Here is a 26246-nt window from a genome sequence, read left to right as displayed (position 1 = left end):
CTAAGGGCGCGTATTCCACGCCGTCAGCGGGCTACCGTGCGGATCGATGGCTTATTTGCGGGAGATCGCCACGGTTTTCACCAAGCTCGGGTTCCTCGCCTTCGGCGGCCCAGCAGCGCACGTCGCGATGATGGAGGACGAGCTCGTCGAGAAGCGAAAATGGCTCGACCGGCAGCACTTCCTCGACGCTGTCGCGGCGGTGCAGGTCGTGCCGGGGCCCAACTCGACGGAACTGGCGATCCACATGGGCTGGCTGCGGGGCGGGCTGCCGGGGCTGGTCGTGGCCGGGGCGTGCTTCATCGGGCCGGCGGTGCTGATCATCCTGCCGCTGGCGTGGTTGTACGTCGCGGGACAGCAGGGCGAGTTTCGGCCGTGGCTTGAAGCGATCATGGCGGGCATCGCGCCGGTGGTGCTGGCGATCATCGTCAATGCCGGGGTGCGGTTCGCTCAGACTTCGTGCCGGTCGGCGTTTCATATCGGGGTGGCCGTGTTGGCGTTGCCGGGGGCTTGGCTGTTGACCGGGTCGCCGGTGCAGCCGGAGATCGCGGTGCTGGCCGTCGCGGCGGCGCTGGGCGTGGCACATGCGAAGTTGCCGACGTTGGCGGTGGCGTTGCCGGCGACGCTTCCGGTGGTCACCGACGAGCCGACGCTGCTCAAGCTCGCGACGTTCATGCTCATCGTCGGCGGTACGCTCTTCGGCTCGGGGTACGTGCTGGTGAGCTACCTCGACACCGGCCTGGTCCGCAACCTCGGCTGGCTCACCGAAACGCAACTCCTCGACGCGATCGCCATCGGCCAGACCACGCCGGGGCCGTTGCTGACGACCAGCACGTTCGTCGGCTACCTCATCGGTGCGCAAACGCCGGGGATGGACCCGATCACCGCCGCCCTGCTCGCGACGGCGGCGATGTTCGCGCCGGCGCTCATCCTCGTGGCGGTGTTCGGTCCAGTGTTGGAGAAGATGCGGCGTCACCGGCTGGCGTCGTCGGCGCTTGCGGCGATGAATGCTGCGGTTGTCGGGCTCATCGCACTGGTCGCCGTGCGGTTGGCCGGCACGGTGCGGACGGATTGGCTCGCGATCACCATCGCCGCGGCGGCGCTCGGGCTGTTGCTCTGGAAGAAGCCCAACGCGACGTGGCTCATCCTCGCCGGCGCGATCGTCGGCGTGGGTCGTGGGTACTTCACGATTCCTTAGCCGGTTCATCGCGCGACATTGCCAACCCATTCACGCAACGCTCAATCGGCCTGATCAGGGCACCGATATGTTTCCACCCGGAGACAGGAGAGTGAGTGCGAGGCACCCGTAAACGGGGTGCCGTGTTCGATGAGGAGGTTGCGACGCGGCCCGGTGGGCGTGGTCGTCACAGGCGAACACGAATTCGGCACCGCGTGGTGTCGGTTGAGCACTCCGCCAAATCAAGACGCTCGCCAACCGCGAGCGGGAGAAACGACACCATGCGTAAGACCAACCTTTTCGCTGCCGCCATCGCGGCCACCGCCATGACCTCCGCCGCCTCGGCGCAAGTGCTCATCAATGAGTTCGAGCCGAACCAGGTGGGCGCCGACGCCGCCACCCAGGTCATCGAACTGCTCGGCACCCCCGGGGAAACCTTCGACGGTTTCCTCATCAGCATCGAGAGTGACCCCGGCGCACCCGGCGTGATCAGCAACTCCGGCCCGGACGACGACATCGAACCGATCTCCGGCACGTTCGACGCCAACGGACTCCTGCTCGTCGAAATCGGCGACTTGGAGAACCCCAGCTTCACCCTTCTGCTCACCGACACCTTCACCGGCTTCAATGAGGACGGTGGCTCGGCGACCGACCCGGCAGCCGGCGGCGTCCCAACCGACATCGACACCGACGATGACGGCTTCGTTGATGACCTCAGCGCGTTCGGCACCATCTTCGACGCTATCGGCATTTCCGACGCCGATGATGAGCCGGTTTATGGCGCGGAGCTCGGTGGCGTCGACTTCGCGTTCACCGGCGACGAGCCGGGTCTGGTTTTCCGTGACGGTGCCAACCCGAGCACGATCCTCGCGGTCAACGACCCGGCCGGGGAGCTGATCTTCGATCAGGACGGCAACACGTTCGAGATCGCGAGCCTCGGCTTCGATCCGGTCACCCCGACCTTTGGCGAAGTCAACCCGTCGGTCGGCGTCATCCCCGAGCCCGCCAGCCTCGGCCTGCTCGGCGTCGCGGGCCTCGGCCTGCTGCGTCGTCGCTCGGCGTAACGCTTTGAACAAACCCCCAAATCAGGAACGGCCGTCGGTACAAACCGGCGGCTTTTCCTATTCCCCCACGCCCCACATCAACCTTTACCAGTTCTTCATTCTCACCGGCCCCGGATGTGGCTATTCTTTCGCCAACGCGTGAGCGGATGTCCCGAGCACGTGTCGCCCGACAAAATCCCGGAGAAATATCCCCCATGCACAAGCAATCCCTTCTTCTGGCCTCGGCCGGTGTGCTCGCCGTTTCGACCGTCGCTTCCGCGCAGGTCCTCAACGAGATTCGCATTTCCAGCCCAGGTGGCTCGGATGACACGAGCAATTTCGTTGAAATCGCCGGCACGCCCGGCACCGACCTCAGCAGCCTGACGCTTCTCGCCATCAGTGCCGAGTTTGCCCCCGGTCAGGTCGACTTCGCGGTGCCCCTGACCGGCGCGATCCCCGCCGATGGTTTCTGGCTTCTCAGCAGCGGTGACGATGATGCGGTCGCCGACCAGATCGGCGGCCCCGACTTCTTCGGCTCGCCCGTGAGCTTCATCATCACCGACAACTTCGAAGGCTTGGCCGGCGACGATCTCGACGCCGACGACGACGGCGTCCTCGACGACCCGAGCGTCATCGGCAACATCCTCGACGCCGTTTCGCTGACCGACGGTGATGCGACCACCGACATCTTCTTCGGCGGCGGCCCGGTCGTCGGTCCCGACGGAACGTTCCCGGCCGCACTGGTGCTCCGCACGCCGGACATCACCGGCGACTTCACGTTCGTCCCCGGCGCTTTCGGTGACGACAGCCTCGACACGCCCGGCGTGAGCAACGTCATCCCGGAGCCGGCCAGCATCGCGCTGCTCGGTGTCGCGGGCCTCGGCCTGCTGCGTCGTCGCTCGGCGTAACGCCGGTCGACCAACTTGATCCCACGGAAAGCCTGCGGCATCGTCGCAGGCTTTTCGTTATGATCGGGCGTGCCCTCGCTTGCCGGTCAGTTTCTCATCGCCGCCCCGTCGCTGCGGGATCCGAACTTCTACCGCAGCGTCATTCTCATCGTGCAGCACGATGACGAAGGTGCGCTGGGCCTGATCGTCAATCGGCCGATGGAGTTGACCGTCGCCGACGCGGTGGACGATGATGTCGAGGCAGCCGACGGGCTGGAGAGCCAGTTGCACTTGGGCGGACCATGTCCGGGCTTGCTCTCGGTGCTGCACGACGACAACGCCATTGGCCATGATGTGATCGAGGGCGTTAGGTTCACCAACGACCGTGCGGAAATCGAACGGCTCATGCGCTCGGACCCCGCGCGGAGCAAGTACATCGCGGGCTACGCCGGCTGGGGACCGGCCCAGCTCGAAGACGAGGTCTCCGAAGACGCCTGGCTCATCGCCGACGCGAAAGCCGACGACGTGTTCCGTGAGCCGCCCGACCTTTGGCAGCGTCTACTCACACGGCTGCATCTCGAGCAATACATCGACCCCGAGCGCATCCCCGACGAACCGGGGCTGAACTGAGCCTTATGCGGACTTCCGCCTGTTCTCGTCACGTGCGCCGTGGGGGTTGGTCGGCAGCGTCGGGCTGCCGTCCTGCTTGGGCGTCGCACCGACCATCTGGCGGAGCATGAGCCAGAGCCCCGCGCCGAACTTGTACGGCTCCTCGCGCTGCTGCTTGCCGGACTCGGCCTCGGAACGCTCGACCGCATCCTCCGCGACATTGCGATCCTCGCGGAGGTAGAGCGTTTCGGACGCCGTCTCCCAAAGGTCGGCCGACTCGACAACCTGCGGGCCGTCGCCGCCGGTGCCGATGCGCCCGACAAGGCCGTCGGCGAGCGACCGTTGGACCGTGTAGTCACCGACGCTCGGCGTGTCGGTCGAGTTCGTGTCGACGGTGGTGACATCGTCGAGTTCGATCGCGTCGACATGGCCGAACATGTTGCCGATGGACTGGGGCATCTCCGGTGCCATGGCCGAGTCGGCGGATGACGGTGCTTCCGTACCGGTCGCCTCGGCGGAGGGCTCCTGGGCACTTGCGGGCGCAACCGGAGTATCGCCGGCCGGCTCGGTGGTCACGGGCTCGGCGTCAGTGGGTTCTTCGGACGCGGCAGGCTCGTCGCCGACCGTCGGCTCGACCGACACGGGCGGCTCTTCGACCGTCGGGACCGGCTCAAACACCGACACCGGCTCCGCCGGCACGATCGGCTCGGGCAAGTCCTCGAGCTTCACCTCGAACCGCACCTCGGACGCGAGTCCCGTCGTGTCCGTCGCACGGACGACGATGTCGTGGAACGGGGCCGACTCGAAGTCGATACGCGTCGGATCGAGCACCGTCACGAACCCGGTCACCGGGTCGATCGCGAACCGGCCGTCGGCGTCGTCGGCCAGCGCGAAGCGCACCTCGTCGCCCGCATCCGGATCGGCGGCGAACGCTCGACCCACCACCGTGCCGACCTCGGTTTCTTCGGGTAGCGGACCGGCCGCGACCCGCAGATCGGTCGGCACTTCGGCCCGATCTTCGACGTCGATGACGAACGAACGCACGATCGCGGAACCGGCCGCATCGGCGACGCGAACCACGACCGTCGCGGTCGGCGTCACCTCATGGTTGAACACGACGCGCGTCGTCAGTTCACCCGTATCGGGATCGATCGCAAAGCGTTGGTCGCCCTCCACCAGGGTGTAGGTGAGTCGCTCGTCGGCCTCGGTCGCAAAGTCGATATCGCCGGCGGTGACTCGGCCGACGACGGTGCCGACCGGGCTGTTCTCGGCAACGCTGGCGCCGTCGAGGGCCAGTGCCGTCGGGGCGTCATTCACCGGTGCCACATCGACCAGCAGCGCCGACTGGGTCGTCGCGACCGAGCCGGTGTCGCCCTCGATGCTCGTCGCGGTGACGATGAGATTGACCGGACCGTTGGCGTTCTCTGCGGGTGTGAACCGCAAACCGGCAAGCTCCTCGGGCGCGAGACTCCACGCTCCGCCGCCCAGGTCGGCTCCGGCCGAGAGCGTCGCACCGGCGGGCACGCCTGCGATGCGAACCGCGAGCGTTTCGCTGCCATCGGTGTCGTTCAGGCCGGCGTCGATGGCCAGCGGGATCGTCGTGTCCTCATCGCCCGAGGCGTCGGACACCGTCAGCGTCGGGGCATCGGCGACACCCTCGACGGTGAACGAGAGGGTTTGCGTCGACGTGGCCGTGTCGGCGTTGGCGGCTTCGGTGGCGGTTGCGGTGATCGTGAGTTGGACCGGGCCGCTGAAGTTGTCGGCAGGCTCGAACGCCAGGCCGGACAGATCGGCCACATCGACGCTCCACACGCCGCCGCCCTGATCAACGCCGGCCGAGAGCGTCGCGCCGGTCGGCACGCCGGCGATCGACACGGCAAGCGTTTCGCTGCCGTCGGTGTCGGCGCTGGCCACGGCGATCGAGATCGGCACGCTCGCGTCTTCCGGTGACGTCGAGGGCACGGACGCGGTGATCGTCGGCCCATCGGCAACCGCCGTGACATCGAACGCCACGGTGGCCGGGTCGGTGAGGTTGCCCGTCCCGTCGATGGCACGGACCTGGAAGCCGGCGATGTTGCCGTCGGCGTGCGACGGCGCGGTCCAGACCAGCGTGTCACCGGCACGGACCTCGGTCACGCCCGCGATCGCGTCGGTACCGTTGACCTGCAATGATCCCACGTCGATCGACGCGATAAGGAAGCCTTCGATCGGGCCGTCTGGATCGGACGCGTCCGAAGCGGCGAGGAGATCGGCGAAGGCCAACGCCCGGCCGGTGTCTTCGGTCGCGGCAAACGTTGCCACGGTCGAGAGTGTCGGCAGATCGTCGTTGTCGGTGACGCCGATGATCACGTCCTCGGCATACGTCGCGCCGGCGATGTCGGCGACCTCGACGCGGACGGTGTGCTGCGTGTCGGTCTCGTGGTCGAACGGCCCTTGGGCGAAGAGTTCGCCCGTGTTGGCGTCGATGGTGAACCGGCCGTCGGCATCGTCGAGCAATGCGAACGTGTGATTCTCGGCCGCGTCGATGTCGGCGACCGTGAACGTTCCCACGCGGGTGCCAGGCGCGACGGACTCACTCACTTGGTCGTTGTCGATCGCCAAATCGGTCGGCGCGTTGTTGACGTTCGACACGGTCAGAGCGAAATCGTCGGTGACCGTCTCACCACTGCCGTCGGTGGCGGTGACACGAACGTCCAAGGCACCGACATCCCCGTTCCCGGGCGTCCCGCTGAACGTGCGGGTGTTCGCGTCGAAGCTCAGCCAAGCCGGCAGCGGGTCGCCGTTCACGAGTGTCGCGGCATAAGTCAGCGTGTCGCCGGCATCCACGTCACCGAAGCTGTTCGCCGCGAACTGGTAGCTGAACGCCACGTCCTCCGTCGCGCTCTGATCCGCCAATGCGTTGTCGAGCGTCGGGGCGTCGTTGGTGTTGGCAACGGTGAGATCGAAGTCGTCGGTTGCGATTCCGCCGTTGCCATCGTCCGCCGTCACACGGATCGTGACCGTACCGACGTCGTCGTTGGTCGGCATGCCGGTGAACGTGCGTGTCGCGTCATCGAAGCTCAGCCAGTTCGGCAGCGGATCGCCGTTGGCAAGGGTCGCGGCATAAGTCAGCGTGTCACCCGCATCCACGTCGCCAAACGTGTCGGATGCGAACTGATAACTGAACGCGGCGTCTTCGATCGCGGCCTGATCGACGAGTGCGTTGTCCAGCGTCGGCGCGTCGTTGGTGTTCGCGACGGTGAGGCTGAAGTCATCGGTGACCGTCGCACCGCCCCCGTCGGTCGCGGTCACGCGGACGTTGATCGCGCCGACGTCGTCATTGACCGGCGTGCCGGTGAACGTGCGTGTCGCATCGTCGAAACTCAGCCAGCTCGGCAACGGATCGCCGTTGGAGAGCGTCGCCGCGTAAGTGAGCGTGTCGCCGACGTCGGGGTCGCCAAACGCATCGGAAGCAAACTGATACGAGAACGCCGCGTCCTCCGTTGCGCTTTGATCGGCGAGCCCGTTATCGATAACCGGTGCGTCGTTGGCGTTGGCGATGGTGAGATCGAAGTCGTCGGTCGCCGTCGCGCCGCTGCCGTCCGTGGCGGTCACGCGCACGGTGAGGGTACCAACGTCAACATTCGCCGGCGTGCCTGTGAACGTGCGTGTCGCGTCGTCGAAGCTGAGCCAACTCGGCAGCGGATCGCCGTTGGTGAGCGTTGCCGAGTAGGTGAGCGTGTCGCCGGCGTCGATGTCACCAAAAGCGTTCGACGCGAACTGGTAGCTAAACGCCGCATCCTCGGTCGCGCCCTGATCGGCCAACGCGTTGTCGAGCGTCGGGGCGTCGTTGGTGTTGGCGACGGTCAGCGCGAACACATCGCTCTCGGCCGCACCGGCGAGGTCGATGGCGGTGACGCGAACGTCCACGGCACCGACATCGCTGTTGGTCGGAGTGCCGGCGAAGGTCCGTGTGTTGGCGTCGAAGCTCAGCCAACCGGGCAGCGGGCTGCCGTCGCTCAGCGTGGCCGAGTACGTGATCGCATCGCCCGCGTCGGGATCGCTGAACGCGTTGGCCGGAACCTGGAAGCTGAACGGGACATCTTCCGTTGCCGCTTGATCGGCGATCGGATGATCGACGACCGGCGCGTCGTTGACGGCATCGGCCAGCGCGACGGTGACATCGTCGAACTGGAGCTGCTCGATGTCGTTGGTGACGACATCGGTACCGTCGGGACCCGCGACGGTGAGGGTGCCGTCGCCGTTGTCGGTGACGGTGTAGTCGGCCCAGTCGCCGGTGTAGACGGCGGTGTCGTTTCCAGCGCCGCCGACGAGGGTGTCGTTGCCGCTGCCGCCGACGAGGGTATCGCTGCGGCTTTCGCCGTCGATATAATCATCGCCTTCGCCGCCGTCGATCCGATCCTGCCCGCTGCCGCCGAAGAGTTGGTCAGCACCGTCGGAGCCAGCGATCGTGTCATCGCCGCTACCGCCAAGGACGGTGTCGTCGCCGCCTTCGGCGTTGACGTAGTCGTCATCGCCGAGGAGTTCGATGCGTTCGTCGTTGGCGCTGCCGGTGAGGTTGTCACCGGACTCGGTGGCACGGAACGCACCGCTCGCGACATCGTAGGTCACGTCGTCGAAGACGAGTGTTTCGACGTCGGTGTGGACCGTGTCGGTGCCGTTGGGGCCGTCGACGGTGAGGGTGCCGTCGCCGTTGTTGGTGACGGTGTAGAAACGGAAGTCCCCGGTGAAGACGGCGGTATCGTCGCCGTCCCCGCCGATGATGGTGTCGTTGCCGTCCCCGCCGATGAGCAAGTCGTCATCGGCCCCGCCGTCAAGTTGGTCATCACCAAGGCCGCCATCGATCGTGTCGTCACCGGCATTGCCTAGCGCGGTGTCGTTGCCAAGGGTCGCGTCGATGCCGTCATCACCCGCACCGGCATCGATGCGATCGTCATCGGACGAGCCGATCATGGCGTCGGCACCGGCGGTGCCGCGGAACGTCTGGTCGGCCGTCGTGTAGGTGCCGTCCGTGAAGACGAGAGTCTCGACGGTGTCATAGACGAGGTCGGTGCCGTCGGGGCTGCCGGGGCGATTGTCGGCGACGGTGAAGGTACCATCGCCGTTGTCGGTGATGGCGTAGTCGCGGTAGTCGCCGCTGTAGTTGGCGATGTCGTCGCCCGTGTCGGCACCGACGTCGCCCTGGAGCGTGTCGTTGCCCGCACCACCGGTGAGCACATCGTCGCCGTCACGGCCGCTCAACAGATCGTCACCATCGCCACCTTCGAGCGTGTCGTTGCCGGGGCTGCCGTAGAGCGTGTCATTGCCGGCGTCACCGAAGAGGCTGTCGTCGCCATCGCCGCCGTAGAGCACGTCGTTGCCGTCACCGCCGCGGAGCGTGTCACGGCCGGCATTGCCGTCGAGAACGTCGTCGCCGGTGCCGCCGGTGATGGAATCGTCATCCGCCCATCCCTGCAAAGTGTCGGCACCCGCGCCGCCGTCGAGCACGTCGTCACCGGCACCGCCGGTGATGGAATCGTCACCGCCGTTGCCCGCGATGGTGTCGTCGCCGCCCGAGCCGAAGATGTTGCGTCCATCGTCGTTGTCGGTGAGCGTTTCGCCGACGCCGGTACCCTCGAAGGTCGCGGTGGCCACGTCGTAGGTGGCGTCGGCGAACTCGAGCATCTCAATGTCGGTGTGGACGGTATCGGTGCCGTCCGGGCTACCCGGGCGGTTGTCGGTCACGGTCAGTGTGCCATCGCCGTTGTCGGCGACGGTGTAATCGGCGAAATTGCCGGCGTACACGGCGACATCCGTGCCATCGCCGCCGACGAGCGTGTCGTCGCCACCGAGACCGGCAAGCGTGTCATCGCCAGCATCGCCGTCGAGTTCTTCGTCACCCCCGGTACCGGTGAGGTCATCGTTGCCGGCGGTGCCGGTGATCTTGTTATCCGTGAGGGCCAGCGTGGCATCGTCGAACTGGAGGATCTCGACATCGTCATGAACGGTGTCGGTGCCGTTAGGCCCGGTGACGGCGTAAGTGCCATTGCCATTGTCCGTGACGGTGTGGTCAGCGATGTTACCGGCAAAAACAACCGTGTCGGTGTTGTCGCCACCTTGGAAGGTGTCGGCACCCGAGCCGTTGATGAGCGTGTCGTCGCCCGCGCCGCCGGTGATGGTGTCGTTACCGCTGCCGCCATCGATCCGATCGTCACCCGCCCCGCCGGCAAGGACGTCCGTGTCGTAGACATCGATCACCGTGTCGTCGGCCGTGCGGAACGCCACATCGGCGAACATGAACCGTTCGAACGCGTCAGAGACGGTGTCCGTCCCGTCGGGGCTGCCGGGACGGTTGTCGGTAACGGTGTAAGTGCCGTCGCCGTTGTTGGTCACGGTGTAGTCGGCGAAGTTGCCCGAGTAGTGCGCGGTGTCGTTGGTCGAACCGCTGCTGTCGAGCAGCACATCGTCGCCGGCACCGCCGGTCACCTGGTCATCGTTGGCTCCGCCGTCGATCGTGTCGTTGCCGTCGTGGCCAAGGATCGTATCGCCGCCGCTGCTGCCGACCAGCAAGTCGTCGCCGGTCGTGCCGTTGAAGGTTCCGGTGTTGGTGGTGTAGGTACCGTCGGCGAACTGAAGAACTTCGACGTCGTCGGTGACGGTGTCGGAGCCATCGGTGCCGACGTTGTCGGTGACGGTGTAGGTGCCGTCGCCGTTGTCGGTGATCGTGTAGTCACGGTAGTTGCCGGCGTAGGTGGCGACGTCGTTGCCATCGCCGCCGATGAGTAGATCGTTACCCGCGCCGCCGGTAAGTGTGTCGTCGCCGGCGTTGCCGTCGAGAGTATCCGCCGCATTGCCACCAACAAGGTTGTCCGCGCCGGTGCTGCCTCCGAACGTGGCACTGGCAACATCGTAAGTTCCGTCCGCGAACTGGATGGTTTCGACGCCATCGAGGACATCGGTACCGTCAGGACCGTCGACAGTGAAGGTGCCATCGCCGTTATCGGTGATCGTGACATCGGCGAAGTTGGCGGTGAGGTGGGCGGTATCGTCACCCACACCACCGATGAGGGTGTCGTCACCGGTACCGCCGTAAAGCTGATCATCGCCGCCACGACCATCGAGGATGTTATCGCCAGCGGTGCCGGTCAACGTGTCATCGTTCTGCGTTGCGATGGCGTTCTCGAAGTTGATCACGTCTTCGCGGAAGCCATCATGCACCATTTCACCTGCACCGAGATTGATGTGCATCCCGGTATTGGGACCGACAAAGCTGTAGTCGATCGTGTCGGTTCCATCGCCGCCATCGTGGCTGTCCTTGCCGTTGCTGCCGGTGATGGTGTCGTCGCCAGCGCCACCGTCGATAGTATCGTTGCCTTGGTGGCCATCGATATATTCACCAGCCGCAGTGCCGATGATGCTTTCACTACCGGCGGTTCCGGTGAAGGCACCGGTCGCGAGTTCGAGCGTGCCGTTGCTGAACACGAGTCGCTCGACATCGTCGTGAACCAAATCGGTTCCGTCGGGGCTGCCGGGGCGATTGTCGACAACGGTGTAGGTGCCGTCGCCGTTGTCGTTCACGTCGTACTCGTGCCATGCACCGGTGTAGAAGACGTCGTCTTCGCCGGCCCCGCCGATGAGGGTATCGTCACCCGCGCCACCAACGAGGGTGTCGTTGCCGGTACCGCCGTCGACGCGGTCGTCGCCATCGCCGGCGTCGAGGGTGTCGTTCCCACCGCCGCCTTCGAGGGTGTCGTCGCCCGTACCACCGTCGAGGGCATCGCGACCGCTTGCCCCTTCGAGGGTGTCATTGCCCGAGCCGCCGATGAGGGTGTCGTCGCCGCCGGCGCCAAAGACGCTGTCGTTCCCGTCGAATGTCTCGATGCGGTCGTCGCCGGCGGTGCCGGTGATGGTGTCGTTGCCGGCGAAACCGGTGACATGACCGGTCGCCACGTCATAGTCGGCATCGGCGAAGCGGAGGGTCTCGATGTCGGTGTGGACCGTATCGACGCCGTCAGGCGAACCGGAGCGATCGTCGGTGACGGTGAGGGTGCCGTCGCCGTTATCGGTGACGGTGTAGTCGGCGCGATTGCCGGCGTAGACGGCGACGTCGTTACCGTCACCACCGAGGAGGGTGTCCGCACCTCCGCCGCCCTGCACGGTGTCGTCACCGTCGAGCAGCGCGATGCGATCATCCCCGGCGGTTCCGGCGACCGTGTCGTTTCCGGTCGTGGCGGTGAACCTGTCGTCGGCGGTGGTGAAATCGCCATCGGCGAAGCGGATGGTCTCGACATCGTCATGGACGGTGTCGGTGCCCTCGGGCCCGGCGACGATGTAGGTGCCGTCGCCGTTATTGGTGATGGTGTGTGCGCCGAAGTTACCGGCGTACACGGCGACATCGCCACCGCCGTCGCCGCCGATGATCACGTCGTCGCCGGCCTCGCCGGCGGGCGTGTCATTGCCAATACCGCCGATGAGCGTGTCACCGCCGCCGCCGCCGGTGATGGCGTCGCCGCTGTTACCGCCGTCGATTCGCTCGGCGCTATCCCCGCCGGTGAGTACGTTGGTGTTGTAGCCGTCGGTGAACGTGTCGGTGGCGATGTCGTAGTACGCGTCGGCGAAGCGGAGCTGCTCGACGTCGGACTGGATGGCGTCGGTCCCGTCGGGGCTGCCGGGGCGGTTGTCGGTCACGGTCCAGGTGCCATCGCCGTTGTTGGTCACGCTGTAGTCGGCGAAATTGCCGGAGTAATCGGCGAAGTCGGTACCGTCGCCCCCGGCGATGGTGTCGTTACCGGCACCGCCTTCGAGCGTGTCGCCGCCGGTGCCGCCGTCGATGTCGTCGTCGCCGGCACCGCCGTAGATGGCATCGCTACCACTACCGCCCGCGATGGTGTCGTTGCCGCCGAGTCCGTTGATCGTGTCGCCACCGTTGCCGCCGTCGATCAGATCGTCGCCGGACGTACCGGTGATCACGTCGCTGCCATCGTCGATCAATGCCCCGTCGCTGGTGCGTACGGTGGCGTCGTCGAAGCGAAGCGTTTCGACGTCGTCGTGGACCGTGTCGGTACCGTTGGGCGAGCCGGGCCGGTTATCGGTGACGGTCGTGGTGCCGTCGCCATTGGGGGTGACGGTGTAGTCGGTGTAGCTGCCGGTGTAGACGGCGACGTCGTTGTTGTTACCGCCGTGGAGCGTGTCGTTGCCAGCACTGGCGAGCAATGTGTCGTCGCCCGCATCGCCGTAAAGCTCGTCATCGCCTTCCCCGCCGTCGAGGGTGTCATCGGACGAGCCGCCGATCAACGTGTCGTTGCCCTGGCCGCCGTGAATGCTGTCGTCGTTGGACTGGCCGTCGATGCGATCGCCGCCGACGCCGCCGACGAGCGTGTTGGTGTCGAACTGATCGACCACCGTGTCGTCGGACGTGCGGAAGGCGACATCGTTGAAGTAGAGGTACTCCACGTCATCGTGAACGATATCGGTGCCGTCGGGGCTGCCCGGGCGGGTATCGACGACGGTGTAGGTGCCGTCGCCGTTTTTGGTTACCGTGTAGTCAGCGAAGTTGCCGAAGTAGTAAGCGCGATCATCGGTACCGCCGCCACCGATGAGCGTGTCGTCCCCGGCACCGCCGATCAACGTGTCGTTGGAACTTCCACCGTCGAGCCGGTCCGCACCGGCATCGCCCGAAAGCACATCGACGTTGCTTCCGCCTTCGAGCGTGTCATCCCCTTCGGCACCGTCCAGTATGTCATCACCGCTGCCGCCGACGATGCTGTCATTGCCATCGCCACCACCGATACCGTCGTCCCCGGTACCGCCATCGATGGTGTCGTTGCCGGCGTCAGCCAGAATGACATCGTCACCGCTCGTTCCCGTGATGTCGTCATCGGCAGCGGTGTCCTCAAAGTAACCGGTGGTCAGGTCAAGCCGGCCGTTGGTGAAAACCAGGTTCTCAACGGTACTGTCGATCTGGTCGGTGCCGTCGGGGCTGCCGGGCCGATTGTCGGTGACGGTGAACGTGCCGTCGCCGTTGTCGGTGACCGTGTAGTCGTCCCAGGCGCCGCTGTACTGGGCGTTGTCCGTGCCGTCGCCGCCGATGATGTTGTCGTCGCCGCCGTTACCGACGATCGTGTCATCCCCGCCGAAACCGGCGATGGTTTCATCGGCCGCCGTACCGACGAGACTGTCGTCGGAATCGGTGCCTGCAAAGCCATTGGCCGAGGGAATGAACGTGCCGTCATCGAAGACCAACGCTTCGACATCGTCGAACACGAGGTCGGTCCCGTCGGGGCCGTCGACGGTGTAAGTACCGTCGACGTTGTTGGTGATGGTGTAGTCGGCGTAGTTGCCCGAGAAGATGGCAGCATCGTCACCGCCACCGCCGAGGATGGTGTCGTCGCCGGCGCCACCGGTGATCAGGTCGTCACCACTACCACTGGTGGTGGCGGCGGTGATGGCGAGGTTGTCGATGCCATAGGACTCGTCATTGAGCGGCGCGTTCAGATCAGAACCGAAACCGATCTTCAGATCATCGCCGGGATTGGCCACGGTGAGGGTGACTTCCCCGCGACGGTCCATGAAGACATCCGTGGTATCGGAGAACGCGACATGATCCAGTTCTTCAGGGACGACCAACGTCCACGAGATCCCGCCGGAGGTGCCGGTGTGAACGGTCCCCGCATCGTCCGGACGGAAGCGCGGCAACGTCACCGCTGTGTCGTTCACAAAGACGGTCACATTCTCGGCGTCATGGCTGTCGAACAGCCAAACGTCGAACGTCGCCGTCGCCTGCTGGGCGTCGCCCGGCAACGTGAACGTCTTCGAAACCGCCTGGGCCCCACCCGAGCCGCCAAAGTTGCCGAGGACTGTGTTTCCGTTGGGCAACACTGTCGTCGTGTTGTCGGACCAACCTGTCGCGCCGGACTCGAAGTCCTCGCTCGCGACGACGGTGACCGTGCGACCGTCGCCGTAAATCACATCGTCGGCATCACCGGCGATGATCGTGTCATCCCCCGTTTCGCCGATGAGCGTCTCGGGGTTCGTGCTACCGGTGAGCGCGTCGTCGCCTGACGTACCCGTCGCGGGGTTGTCGGCGAAGACGAACGTGCCGTCGGCAAACTGGAGGTTCTCGACATCGTCGTGGACGACAGCGGTGCCGGTCGGCCCGGTGATGGTGTGGGTGCCGTCGCCGTTGTCGGCGATCGTGTAGTGCTCGAAGAGACCGCCGAAGACGACGGTGTCGGTACCGTCGCCGCCGATGACTGTGTCATTCCCAAGGCCGGGCGTGAGCACATCGTCGTTGTCGCCGCTATCAAGCACGTCGTCGCCGCGTCCGCCGGAGAGCGTGTCGTCACCCGCGAGGCCTAGGATGCTGTCATCGCTGTCGCCACCGGTGAACATGTCATCGCCGGCTGTCAGCGTGATCGACCCGTCGGCGGTCGCGTAGTCGTAGTCGTCGAAGCGGAGCGTCTCGACATCGTTGCTCACGGTGTCGGCGCCATCGGGCCCCGTGACGGTGAAGGTGCCGTCGCCGTTGTCGGTGACAAGGTAGTCGGCGTAGTCTCCGGCAAAGACGGCCGTGTCGGTCCCGCCGCCGCCGGTGATCGAGTCGTCACCCGCCCCGCCGGTGATGAGGTCATCGCCATCGTCGGCCGCGATCGTGTCGCCGTCGCCGGAGCCGATCAGCGTGTCGTTACCAGCGGTGCCGCGGAACGTCTTGTCGACCGTCGTGAAAGTGCCGTCATCGAACGCGAGCGTCTCGACGTCCGTGTGTACCAGGTCGGTTCCGTCCGGGCCATCGACGGTAAAGGTGCCGTCGCCATTATCGGTGATGGCGTAGTCGCGATAGTTGCCGCTGTAGTTGGCCACGTCCGCGCCATCGCCGCCGATGAGCGTGTCATCGCCGGCCAAACCGACGAGCGTGTCGTTCTCGTCACCGCTGACGAGTTGATCGTCGCCGGTGGTGCCGGTGATGGTCCGGTCACCGATGTTGTTGACATTGATGGTGACCGTCGCGTCATCAACCGCGCTGCCGGTGTCGGTCACGCGAACGTTCAGGACGTACTGCGTGGTGTCTTCGTAGTCGAGCCGATCAACGGTGGTGATGACACCGGTGTTGGGATCGATGGTGAACTTGCCGTCGTCGTTACCCGAGGTGACCGCGAAAGTGAAGGTGCTATCAACATCGGTGGCGCTGACGGTACCAACGGTCGCACCGGGCTCGGCCGACTCGTCGATGGCGAACGTCGCGTCGTCGGCATCGGGCGCGTCGTTGACGGCAGCAACGGTGATGTCGAAGTCGTCGGCCGTGTCCGCCCCGCTTCCGTCGGTGGTGGTGACTCGGACGGTGAAAGTGCCGTCGTCGCCTTCGAGCGGCGTGCCGGAGAACGTGCGGGTGTTGGCGTCGAAACTCAGCCACGACGGCAGCGGGTCACCGTTGGCAAGCGTCGCACCGTAAGTCAACGAGTCGCCAGCATCGACATCGCCGAAGGAGTTCGCGGCAAACTGGTAGCTAAATGCCACATCTTCCGTCGCGCCCTGGTCCGCCAGCGCGTTGTCGACGGTCGGCGCGTCGTTGGTGTTGGCGACAACGAGGTCGAAGTCGTCGGTGACGGTACCGCCGTTGCCGTCATCAGCGGTGACGCGGACGGTGACCGTGCCAACATCGTCGTTGGCCGGCGTGCCGGTGAACGTACGCGTGTTGGCGTCGAAGCTCAGCCACGACGGCAACGGATCGCCATTCGAGAGCGTGGCGGCATACGTCAGCGTGTCGCCGGCATCAACATCGCCAAAAGAGTTCGCGGCGAACTGGTAGCTGAACGGGCTGTCCTCGGTCGCGTTTTGGTCGGCCAAAGCACCGTCGACGGTGGGTGCGTCGTTGGTGTTGGTCACCGTGACCGTGAAGTCGTCGCTAACCGTGCCGCCGTTGCCGTCATCGGCGGTGACACGCACGGTGACGCCGCCGACATCATCGTTGGTCGGCGTGCCGCTGAAAGTGCGCGTGTTGGCGTCGAAGCTCAGCCAGCCCGAAAGCGGATCGCCGTTGCTCAGCGTCGCCGTGTAGACAAGCGTGTCGCCGGCGTCGACATCGCCAAAGGAGTTCGCGGCGAACTGATAACTGAACGGGCTATCTTCGGTCGCGTTCTGGTCGGCCAACGCGCTGTCGACCGTCGGGGCGTCGTTCGTGTTCGCAATAGTGACGGTGAAATCATCGGTGATGGAACCGCCGTTGCCGTCGTCGGCCGTGACGCGGATGGTGATCGCGCCGACGTCGTCGTTGAGCGGCGTGCCGGTGAACGTGCGTGTCGCGTCATCGAAGCTCAGCCAGTTCGGCAGCGGATCACCGTTGGACAGCGTCGCGGCGTAAGTCAGCGTGTCACCGGCATCGATATCACCGAAGGAGTTCGTCGCGAACTGGTAGCTGAACGGAGCATCCTCGGTCGCATTCTGGTCGGCCAGAGCATTATCGAGTGTCGGCGCGTCGTTGGTGTTGGCGACGACGAGATCGAAGTCATCGGTCACGGTCGCACCGGCCGCATCTTCCGCCGTCACGCGGACGGTGATCGTGCCGACGTCGTCATTGGCCGGCGTGCCGCTGAACGTGCGGGTCGCGTCATCGAAGCTCAGCCAGTTCGGCAGCGGATCACCGTTGGACAACGTCGCCGTGTAGGCGAGCGTGTCACCAGCATCGACATCGCCGAAGCTACCAGTGGCGAACTGGTAGGAGAACGCGGTGTCCTCGGTTGCGTTCTGATCGACAAGTGCGTTGTCAACCGTTGGGGCGTCGTTGGTGTTGGTGACAGTGACGGAGAAGTCGTCCGTGACCGTGCCGCCGTTGCCGTCGTCCGCGGTGACGCGCACGGTGAGGGTGCCAACGTCATCATTCGCCGGCGTGCCGGTGAACGTGCGTGTCGCGTCGTCGAAGCTGAGCCAGCTCGGCAGCGGATCGCCGTTGGCGAGCGTCGCCGAGTAAGTGAGCGTGTCGCCGGCGTCGATGTCACCAAAAGCGTTCGACGCGAACTGGTAGCTAAACGGTGCGTCTTCGGTGGCCGACTGATCGGCCAGTGCGTTGTCCACGGTCGGCGCGTCATTGGTGTTCGCAACCGCCAGGTCGAAGTCGTCGGTGATGGAGCCGCCGTTGCCATCGTCGGCCGTCACGCGGATGGTGATCGTGCCCACATCGTCGTTGAGCGGCGTGCCGGTGAAGGTGCGGGTCGCGTCATCGAAACTCAGCCAGCCCGGCAGCGGATCGCCATTGCTCAACGTCGCGGTGTAGGCGAGCGTGTCGCCGGCATCGACATCGCCGAAGCTGTTGGCCGCAAACTGGTAGCTGAACGGAGCGTCCTCGGTCGCGTTCTGGTCGGCCAAGGCGTTGTCGAGCGTCGGGGCATCGTTGATGTCGACGAGCATGACTGTCACGGTCATGTCACGCGTTGCCGAAGACGAATCCGTCGCACGAACGGTGATGTCATGCGTCGGGCTGGATTCGAAGTCCAGATCGGCCCCTGCAGCCACGGTGATGACTCCAGTGTTCGGATCGATTTCGAACCGGCCGTCAGCGTCTTCGAAGAGTGAATAGGTGATGCTGTCGCCAACGTCGGGATCGGTGGCGTCGGCCGTCGCAACCACGGTACCGCCGGTTGCTTCCTCAACGACAAGCGGGTCGTTTGCGGTGACCACCACATTGTCCACGTTGCCATCGGTTTGACCACTTGTGGCAGACACATCGTCGAAGCGCAGCGTCGTCTGATCCGAGTCTGCGGTAAACGTGTACGTGTACCGCTCGTAGGTCATCGGGTTGGAACCGGTGTCGATGACGGTTTGGGTAAGCAGTGTCGTCGAACCGATGGCCTGAACTTCAAGAGATTGAAGGTTGGCGGCAGAGTTGGCACCGTAATCGAACGAGAGCGTGTAGGTTTTGCCGGGGACGGTTTGGAGAGTCGTTTCCGCCACGCCGCCATCGTTGTTACCGGCACCGAACACTAAGCGATAGTCGCCATCGCTGGAGAAGCCGCCGCCATTAAGGGACATGGTGCGGAAGACGTTACCGGTGAGATCCCACCCGGCCGTGCCGCTCTCCAAGCTGCCGTTGGATAGGAGGTTGGGCGGGGTCACCGTGAGGGCGTCGGGCGCGTCGTTGGTGTTGGCCACGGTCAGATCGAAATCGTCGCTGACAGTTGTGCCATTCCCGTCTTCAGCGGTGACACGGACGGTGACCGTGCCGACGTCGCCGTTGGCCGGCGTACCGGTGAACGTGCGGGTGTTTGCATCGAAGCTCAGCCAACTGGGCAGCGGGTCACCATTGGCCAACGTCGCGGCGTACGTGATGGTGTCGCCCGAATCGACATCGCTGAAGGAGTTCGCCGCAAACTGATAGCTGAACGGCGTGTCCTCCGTGGCGCCCTGGTCCACCAGCGGGTTATCCAATGTCGGGGCTTCGTTGATGTCGGCGACGGCGATCGTGAACGTTTCCTCGTATCCATTGCCCTCCGCATCAACAACGCGGGCGGTGATGTCGTAGCTATCCGCGGTTTCGTGATCGAGTGCAACGAGTGTCGAAACAACGCCGCTGTTGGGATCGACCGTGAAACGGCCGTCGGCGTCATCGGTGAGACTAAAGGTGTGCGTGTCCGTGCCGTCGGTGTTGGTCGGCGTGAGTGTCCCAACAGTTGTCCCAGGCGTTGCGTTCTCATCGACGGTCGCACTGGACAGCGCGAGATCCGTCGGGGCTGCGTCCATCGTCTGAGTGGCGACGTCGTACGCTCCGTCATCGAAGACGAACGTCTCGACGCCGACCACAGTGTCAGCGCCATCGGGGCCGTCCACGGTGACCGTTCCGTTGGCATTGTGAGTGACGGTGTAGTCGGCGAAGTTGCCACTGAAGACGGCGGTGTCGTCGCCCGTACCCGAGGCGGTGTCGGCGGTAATGACGACGTTGTCGACGCCATAGGACTCGTCGATGATCGTACCGTTAAAGTCCGCACCGAAGCCCAGCTTCAAGTCCGCGCCAGGATCGTCAATGACGATGGTGAGCTGAGCCTTTTGATCTTTCCACCACGGATCGGTGCCCAGGTTTCCGCCATGCTGGTCCTGTTCCTCGGTCGCGATAATGGTCCAGCGGACATTGCCGATGGTGCCGGTGTCGTGATAGCCGGCATCGTATTTGTCCACATTGAACGTGCCGATAGCGACGTCGTTGACGTAGACAGTGATGTCCTCGCCGTTGTCGTGGCTGTCAAGCGCCCAGAGATCGAGCGTGGCCTTGGCCTCAAGAGCGTCGGTCGGCAAAGTGAAGGTCTTCGAGACCGCCTGGGCCTCCCCGGAGTCGCCGAAACGGCCGAGTATGCCATTCCCATCAAGCAGGTTGTAGGTCGAATTGTCAGTCCAGCCAGTTGCACCGGACTCGAAGTTCTCGTTGGCAACGACGGTGGTGATACGGGAATCGCCGTAGATGATGTCATCGCCGGCGGTACCGATGAGCGTGTCATCGCCGGCGTTGCCGATCATCGTCTGGGGGTTGTTCGAACCGTTGATGACATCGTCGGAAGCCGTGCCTTCGACCGGGTTGGCGGCCAGCGAGTAACGTCCGTCGACGAAGTCGAAGTACTCGATACTGCTCACGGTCTTGACACCGGTCGGGCCGCTGATGCTGTATGTGCCGTCGCCGTTGTCGGTAAAGACGTGGTCGCGGTAGTGGCCGTTGATGAGCACACCGTCGAAACCGCCTCCGCCTTCAACCACATCATTGCCGAAATCGACCTCGAAGTAGTCGAAGCCGTCTCCGCCGATGAGTGTATCGTCCCCGCCATTACCCTTGAGCGTGTCGTCACCAGCACCGCCGGTGATGTAGTCATCGCCCTCGCCGCCGGTGAGTTGGTTGTTCGCCGACGATCCGAACATGACCTCCGAGCTGCTGGTACCGGTCGAATCGCCGGGCGTGTCCTCCAGCCGAAGATCACCGAGCAGCGATGTGTCGTTCCACATCAGATCGCTGGTCGTGTGCCAGGCAACCTGACGTTCACGAATGCCGCCGTCATCGTCGTCGTCGATCTGTATGCCAAAGCCCTCGACATTGCCGGCGTCGGCCGTCGTACCGAGGGTGGACCACGGGATCGCGATTTCGGCAAGATATCCGCCCGCGACCGTCGTCCGGTTGAACTGAACGCCGGTGACGTCCCCGTGCTTGGCCTCCCCGAAGGTCTCGCCCGCGACGCCGAAATAAAACTGGAAGTCGGTCGCGTCGTAGGCACCGTCCGCGTCATGCCCTATGTCGAACATGACTTCGATCGTGTCGTCGTAGTACCAAGCCGACCCCGAGTCGCCGACGATCGCATCGTCGGACACGTCCACGATCAGGTAGACGTTGGTGCTGTCCCACGAGACGCGGAAGTCGGCGTCGAAGTCCGCCGCGTTGGCCGGCGCGCTGCCTTGAACGACGCTGTCGATCGCGAACGTCGGCACGTCAGCCCAGGCCGCATCGAGCGCTCCGTCGATCGTGACGCCTGAGACCTGTGGCGCGTAAGCCGTGTAACCGAGCGGGCCGGTGCCGGCACCGGTGTTCTGCGGACCGGTGTCGTCGAAGCTGATCGCGCTCGCGGTCAACGAACCCGCCGAAATGTCGCTGGCAAACTGAAGCGTGTCCTGCTCGTGGGCGGCAACGACCTCGATAGCGGAGAACCCGTCGAGCTCCGCAGCCACGGTGCCGTCAACGGAGATCAACACTCGGCCGGCATCGACGCTCCCGCCGATCCGTGCGTTGTAGGTGTCCGCGTCCTCGATGAGAACGCTACTGGCGTAGTTGCCGATCGTGGTGAACCGGAACGTGTCGCTGCCGGATGCCGAGACGTACGTTACGGGCGCACCCGCATCGGTGTGCGTGACAAGATCGTCGCCGGCGGTCGGGTCGTAATAGGCGAGAATGTTCCCGTCGATGTCGGCCTGGGCATCGGCGAACTCGAGGCGATCGATGCCGTAGAGCGTGTCGGTACCATCGGTACCGACGTTGTCGGTGACGGTGTGGGTACCGTCGCCATTGTCGGTAACGGTGTAGTTGGTGGCGTTGCCGCTGAAGACGGCGGTGTCGGTGCCGGTATTCGCGGTGACCCGGATGTCGCCGAGCTGCGGGCCTTGGCCGCCAGCATTGGTGCTAACGAATGCCAATGTTGTGACCTCGTCAGTCGCGACGAACTCGAAGGAGCGTGGCTGCCAAGCAAAGTTGCCGTGGGTCGTGGAGCCGTCGTAAACGTAGGTGTCGCTATGCGTCGTGTCCCCGGCGGTAACGTCCATGGTGCGGTCACCGCTTTGCGTGTGTGCGAGCATGCCCATGGCGTAACTGACCGTGTACGTTTGGCCGGGAATCGTTTCGAACGATTGGCTGATCGAACCCGGGGTGGACATGCCATTCAGATCGACCGCAAAACCGCCACCGGGGGATCGCTGGTAGTTGTCATCGCGAAAATTGATCTCGCCTGAGTCGACGGACCACGCCCCAAGAGTCGCACCGGCACTAAGGATTTGCTCCGAGCCGGTGTAGGTTTCGAGGAATTGACCGTTGTCGATCAGGTTCGCCGGACTGTCGGTGGTGTTGCCACCGACGAGCAAATCATCGCCGGCACCGCCGGTGAGCGTGTCCGCACCGAGGCCACCGAACAGCGTGTCGGCCCCATCGCCCCCGGCGAGTTGATCGTCACCTATCGCCGCCGATGCCAAGTCGTATTCCACGACATAGGCACGCATGACGCTCACATCGACGTCGTTCCAGTCTCCGCCGGCGCTCATCTCCACGGCATCTTCGTCACCGGCGTTGTTTGGCGGCAACACGAAGTTGTCGAACGTCGGCGTCGACCCGTCGGTCCAACGGAAGTCGCCCTCGTTGGAAAGGTCTTGGAGGCCAATGAAAACGCTGTTCCCCGACGCAACCGTATGGACGAACGCGTTCTCCTGAGCGCTTTGAATCTGGACCAACCGCCCGTTGACGCCAGCCACCTCACTCTGCTGGGCGGCCAGAATGGCGTCCTCGTATGTGGCGGGGTCCGTGACCAGACGATACAGCTTGCCGGTCTCAGGGTTCCAACTGAGCATTGGGTCGGCGTTCAGCAGCGGCTGCACGTCGTACCCGTCGCCAAGAATCACATCATCGCCGCCCTCGCCGGAGACCGTGTTGTCCCCTTCGCCGGCGACGAGCGTGTCGTCGCCCGCGCTGCCGGCCACGGGCGCGTTGTAGGCCAGTATGTTGCCCGCGAGGTCCATTCGCACGTCGGCGAAGTCGAGCGTCTCGATGCCGTAGAGCGTGTCGGTGCCATCGGTGCCGACGTTGTCGGTGACGGTGTGGGTTCCGTCGCCGTTGTCGGTGATGGTGTAGTTGGCGGCGTTGCCGGAGAAGACGGCAACGTCGTTGTTGACCGGCTCGTAGACATGGATGTCGCCGATGATCGGGCCGGTTATGTCACCGCTGACGTTGTTGGCGAACGAAATGTCCGTCGTCGTCGACGTGGCGGTAAACGTGAGCGTGTGGGAGGCCCACTTGAGATCGGTCTGGCTGTAGCCGGTCGGTTTCGTGTAGACGAACGTGTCCGCCACGTCGCCCGCGGTGACGGCAACGGTCGCCCCAGTGCCGGCCACGTCGACGAAATTGCCCGAGAGGGCGAACGAGAGCGTGTATGTCTTGCCAGGTTCCGTCGTGATCGTTTGCGAGACAGACGGCGTATCCGGATTGTCGGACAAATCGAGCGCGCGGCCGCCATCGGGCGTGCGGTCCCAGTCTTCGCCGAGGATGGTGACCGTGCCACCGTCGACGTCCCACCGACCGACCATGCCGCCGGCTGAAAAATCGGTGTCATCCTCTCTCGCGTCTTGGCCGAACTGCCCGTCGACCACGAGGTTACCCGCCGTCTCGACCGAGTCGTTCGCGAAGACTTGAACGTCACTGATATGCGGCCCTTGCGAGCTTGGCGTCGTGCTCGCGAACCGCAGGGTGGTGACATCTTCCGTCGCGGTGAACGAGAAGGATCGCGGCTCCCAGCCATAGTTCGAGTGCCCCAGGTCACTCTCATAGACATAAGTGTCGCTATGGACGTTGTCTCCCGCTGAGACGTCCATGGTGCGGTCAAGTACCGGGCCATGCGAGTGCATGCCCATTGCGTACCTGACCGTGTATGTCTCACCGACAACAGTGGGGAACGACTGGCTGATCGCCCCCGGCGACGACTGGCCGTTGAGATCGACACCAATGCCCCCACCGGGCGCGCGATGACTCGAGAAGCCGCGCACGTTGATATCGCCGGATTCCACCTGCCAGTTGCCGACTTTCTCGCCCGCGTCGTAGTTGCCCGACAAGCCAATGAAGCCGCTGTCCGAGATGAGATTGGAAGGCGAGTCGGTCGTGTTGCCGCCGACCAACAGGTCGTCGCCTGCGCCACCGGTGAGCGTGTCGTTGCCGAGCCCACCCATGAGCGTGTCCGCCCCGTCGCCCCCGGATAGTTGGTCATCACCGACAACCTGCGCGGATACGTCGAACTCGACCACGTAAGCCCTGGGGAAGGAAGGATCGATATCGTTCCACGAGCCGCCATCGCGCAGCTCGACCGCGTGCTCGTTGCCGCCGGCGTTGTCGGCAGGCGTGACAAAGTTGTCGTAGCGCAGCGCGGTACCGTCCGTCCAGCGAAACGTCCCTTCGTCCGAGCGGTCGGTTGCTCCGATGAACACCTTGTTCGTTCCGGCGAGCGTGTCAACGAACGCGTTTTCATCAGCACTCTGGATCTGGACAAGCCGACCCTGCACGCCGGCAACCTGTTCCTCGGAGGCGAGTACAACCGCGTCGTCGAAGGTCTCCAACGTCGTGACGAGCCGGTAAAACTTGCCTGTCGCCGGGTTCCATGCCAACGAACTGTCGGCGTCAAGGATCGCCTGAACATCGATGCCATCGCCGAGCAGCACGTCGTCGCCGTCGCCGCCGGAGAGCGTGTCGTCGCCGGCGTTGCCGATGAGCGTGTCGTTGTCGGCACCGCCAACAAGCGAATCGTTGCCACCGAGCAAGTCGGCCGGGTCGAACTCAAGAATAAAGTCGTCGGCTTTGGAGTTAGTCTGGTTAAACCAGGTACCATCGCTGCTCAGGACCGCCGAGTCGTGATCGGTCGTGTCGGCGTTGGGCGCGCCGCCAGCCCAGTTGCTGTAAACGATCGGTTTGCCGTCGGCGTCGAGGAATGTGCCTTCGGTGTCCGCGTCGCTCGCATCGATATATGCATCCGCCACCGAGCCCGCGATCAACTGTGCTAGAAACGCGTTCTCTGCGGCGCTTTCGATGCGGGCGAGTTTGGCCGACATGCCGGCCACATCGAACTGATCAAGATTCGCCGCGATCTCTTCCCGGGTCATCTCGTTGAGCACGACCTTGTAAAACTTACCGGTCTCAACGCTGTAACTCAGTTCGGGATGGTCCAGCAGAATCCTCGCAATATCGGGCGCGTCACCCACGAGATAGTCGTTGCCACCCTCGCCGTCGAGCGTGTCGTCGCCGGCATTGCCGTAGAGCGTGTCATCGTTATCGCCTCCGCTAAGGCTGTCGGCACCACCGACGCCGTGGTTCGCCTCGGTGGCGACGGTATAGCTAACATCGTCGATCCGCAGGTCGATCGACTGCGACGCCGAGGCACTGGCGAGATTGTCGGCCCGAAGGCCGAAGCGGTTGAAGGCCTCGCCGCTGATGCCGGAGCCGGAAATGTTCAACGACTGCTGCCCGATCAGTGCCGAGGTCGATGCGTTACGCACCTCAACGCTCGCGGTGGTCGTGGCTGCGTCGTAGCTGTAGTTGACGGTAAAGTCGATGTCTTCCGCGATCTCGATGACGGTGCTTTGGATCTCGCCGCCGGGATGCTCGGCGACGACAAACAAGCGAAAGCCACCTGATCCCGGCTCACGGACCTCGATGCCCAGGAAGTTGTCCTTTGCGTCGAACCAACCCAGCTGCACCTCGTTGTCGGGGGTGACCGAGCCCTCGACGGTAAGGTTCGTGGAGAATGCAAGATCATCGGCGAGGGTGAGTGTGCCAATGTCGCTGTCAGCATACCAGTTGACCTCGGCGGCGCGTGAGAAGTGGCCACCGCCTTCGCCGGCAGCGTCACCGCCGGCAACGTTGGCGCTTTGCCAACCGAAGTCGGTGCCCAAGCCAGCATCGTCGTTGTGGAAGCCGGCCCAGCCGTTGTTGGCGTCGTCGAAAGTATTGGTGCGGGTGATCAGTTGGCGCAAGTCGCCGTCGCCGGAGAGTTGATCGAAGCCGCTGCTGCCCGCGAGGGTGTCATCGCCGAGGCCACCGAAAAGGGTGTCGTCGCCGCCGAAGCCGTCGGCGAGTTCGTCGTCGCCGTCGCCACCGTAGGCGTCCGCGCCGCTAGTCCCGCCACCTTGCGGATCACCGTCGGCGTCATACCAACTGCCGCTGAGCAGGATGCGTTGCTCGAGCATCTCGGCGCGCAACTCTCCCGCGGCGGGCATCGCCAGGCCGTCCACGGAAGGCGCGGCCGAAGCGGCGGCGTCCGTCAGGGACTTCGGGGTAGTCGTCGGCTTACTTGG

General features: G+C 64.6%; 5 protein-coding genes. 4 read left to right on the top strand and 1 reads right to left on the bottom strand.

Features of this window, described 5'->3' with window-relative positions; translation table 11 throughout:
• Positions 1-46: 46 nt before the first annotated feature.
• The 4 genes from chrA (at position 47) to AAGD32_01130 (ending at position 3734) form a co-directional block, all read left to right on the top strand.
• On the top strand, positions 47-1195 hold the full coding sequence (gene chrA, locus AAGD32_01145) for a chromate efflux transporter (GenBank protein MEM8872837.1): 1149 nt from the start codon (positions 47-49) through the stop codon (positions 1193-1195).
• Positions 1196-1455: 260 nt separating this feature from the next.
• Entirely contained in the window at positions 1456-2238 is a 783-nt protein-coding gene (locus AAGD32_01140) for a PEP-CTERM sorting domain-containing protein (GenBank protein ID MEM8872836.1), read from the top strand.
• 194 nt (positions 2239-2432) lie between these two features.
• Positions 2433-3125, top strand: coding sequence for a PEP-CTERM sorting domain-containing protein (locus tag AAGD32_01135; GenBank protein ID MEM8872835.1), 693 nt, complete (start codon positions 2433-2435; stop codon positions 3123-3125).
• Between the two features lie 69 nt (positions 3126-3194).
• Positions 3195-3734: a YqgE/AlgH family protein gene (locus tag AAGD32_01130; GenBank protein MEM8872834.1), complete on the top strand. Its 540-nt coding sequence runs from the start codon at positions 3195-3197 to the stop codon at positions 3732-3734.
• Between the two features lie 3 nt (positions 3735-3737).
• Here AAGD32_01130 and AAGD32_01125 read toward each other — a convergent pair whose 3' ends face one another.
• On the bottom strand, positions 3738-26168 hold the full coding sequence (locus AAGD32_01125; GenBank protein MEM8872833.1) for a putative Ig domain-containing protein: 22431 nt from the start codon (positions 26166-26168) through the stop codon (positions 3738-3740).
• Between the last annotated feature and the right edge of the window lie 78 nt (positions 26169-26246).

It is taken from the genome of Planctomycetota bacterium (genome assembly GCA_039182125.1).
Taxonomy (GTDB): domain Bacteria; phylum Planctomycetota; class Phycisphaerae; order Tepidisphaerales; family Tepidisphaeraceae; genus JBCDCH01.
This window is presented reverse-complemented; position numbering and strand designations above follow the sequence as displayed.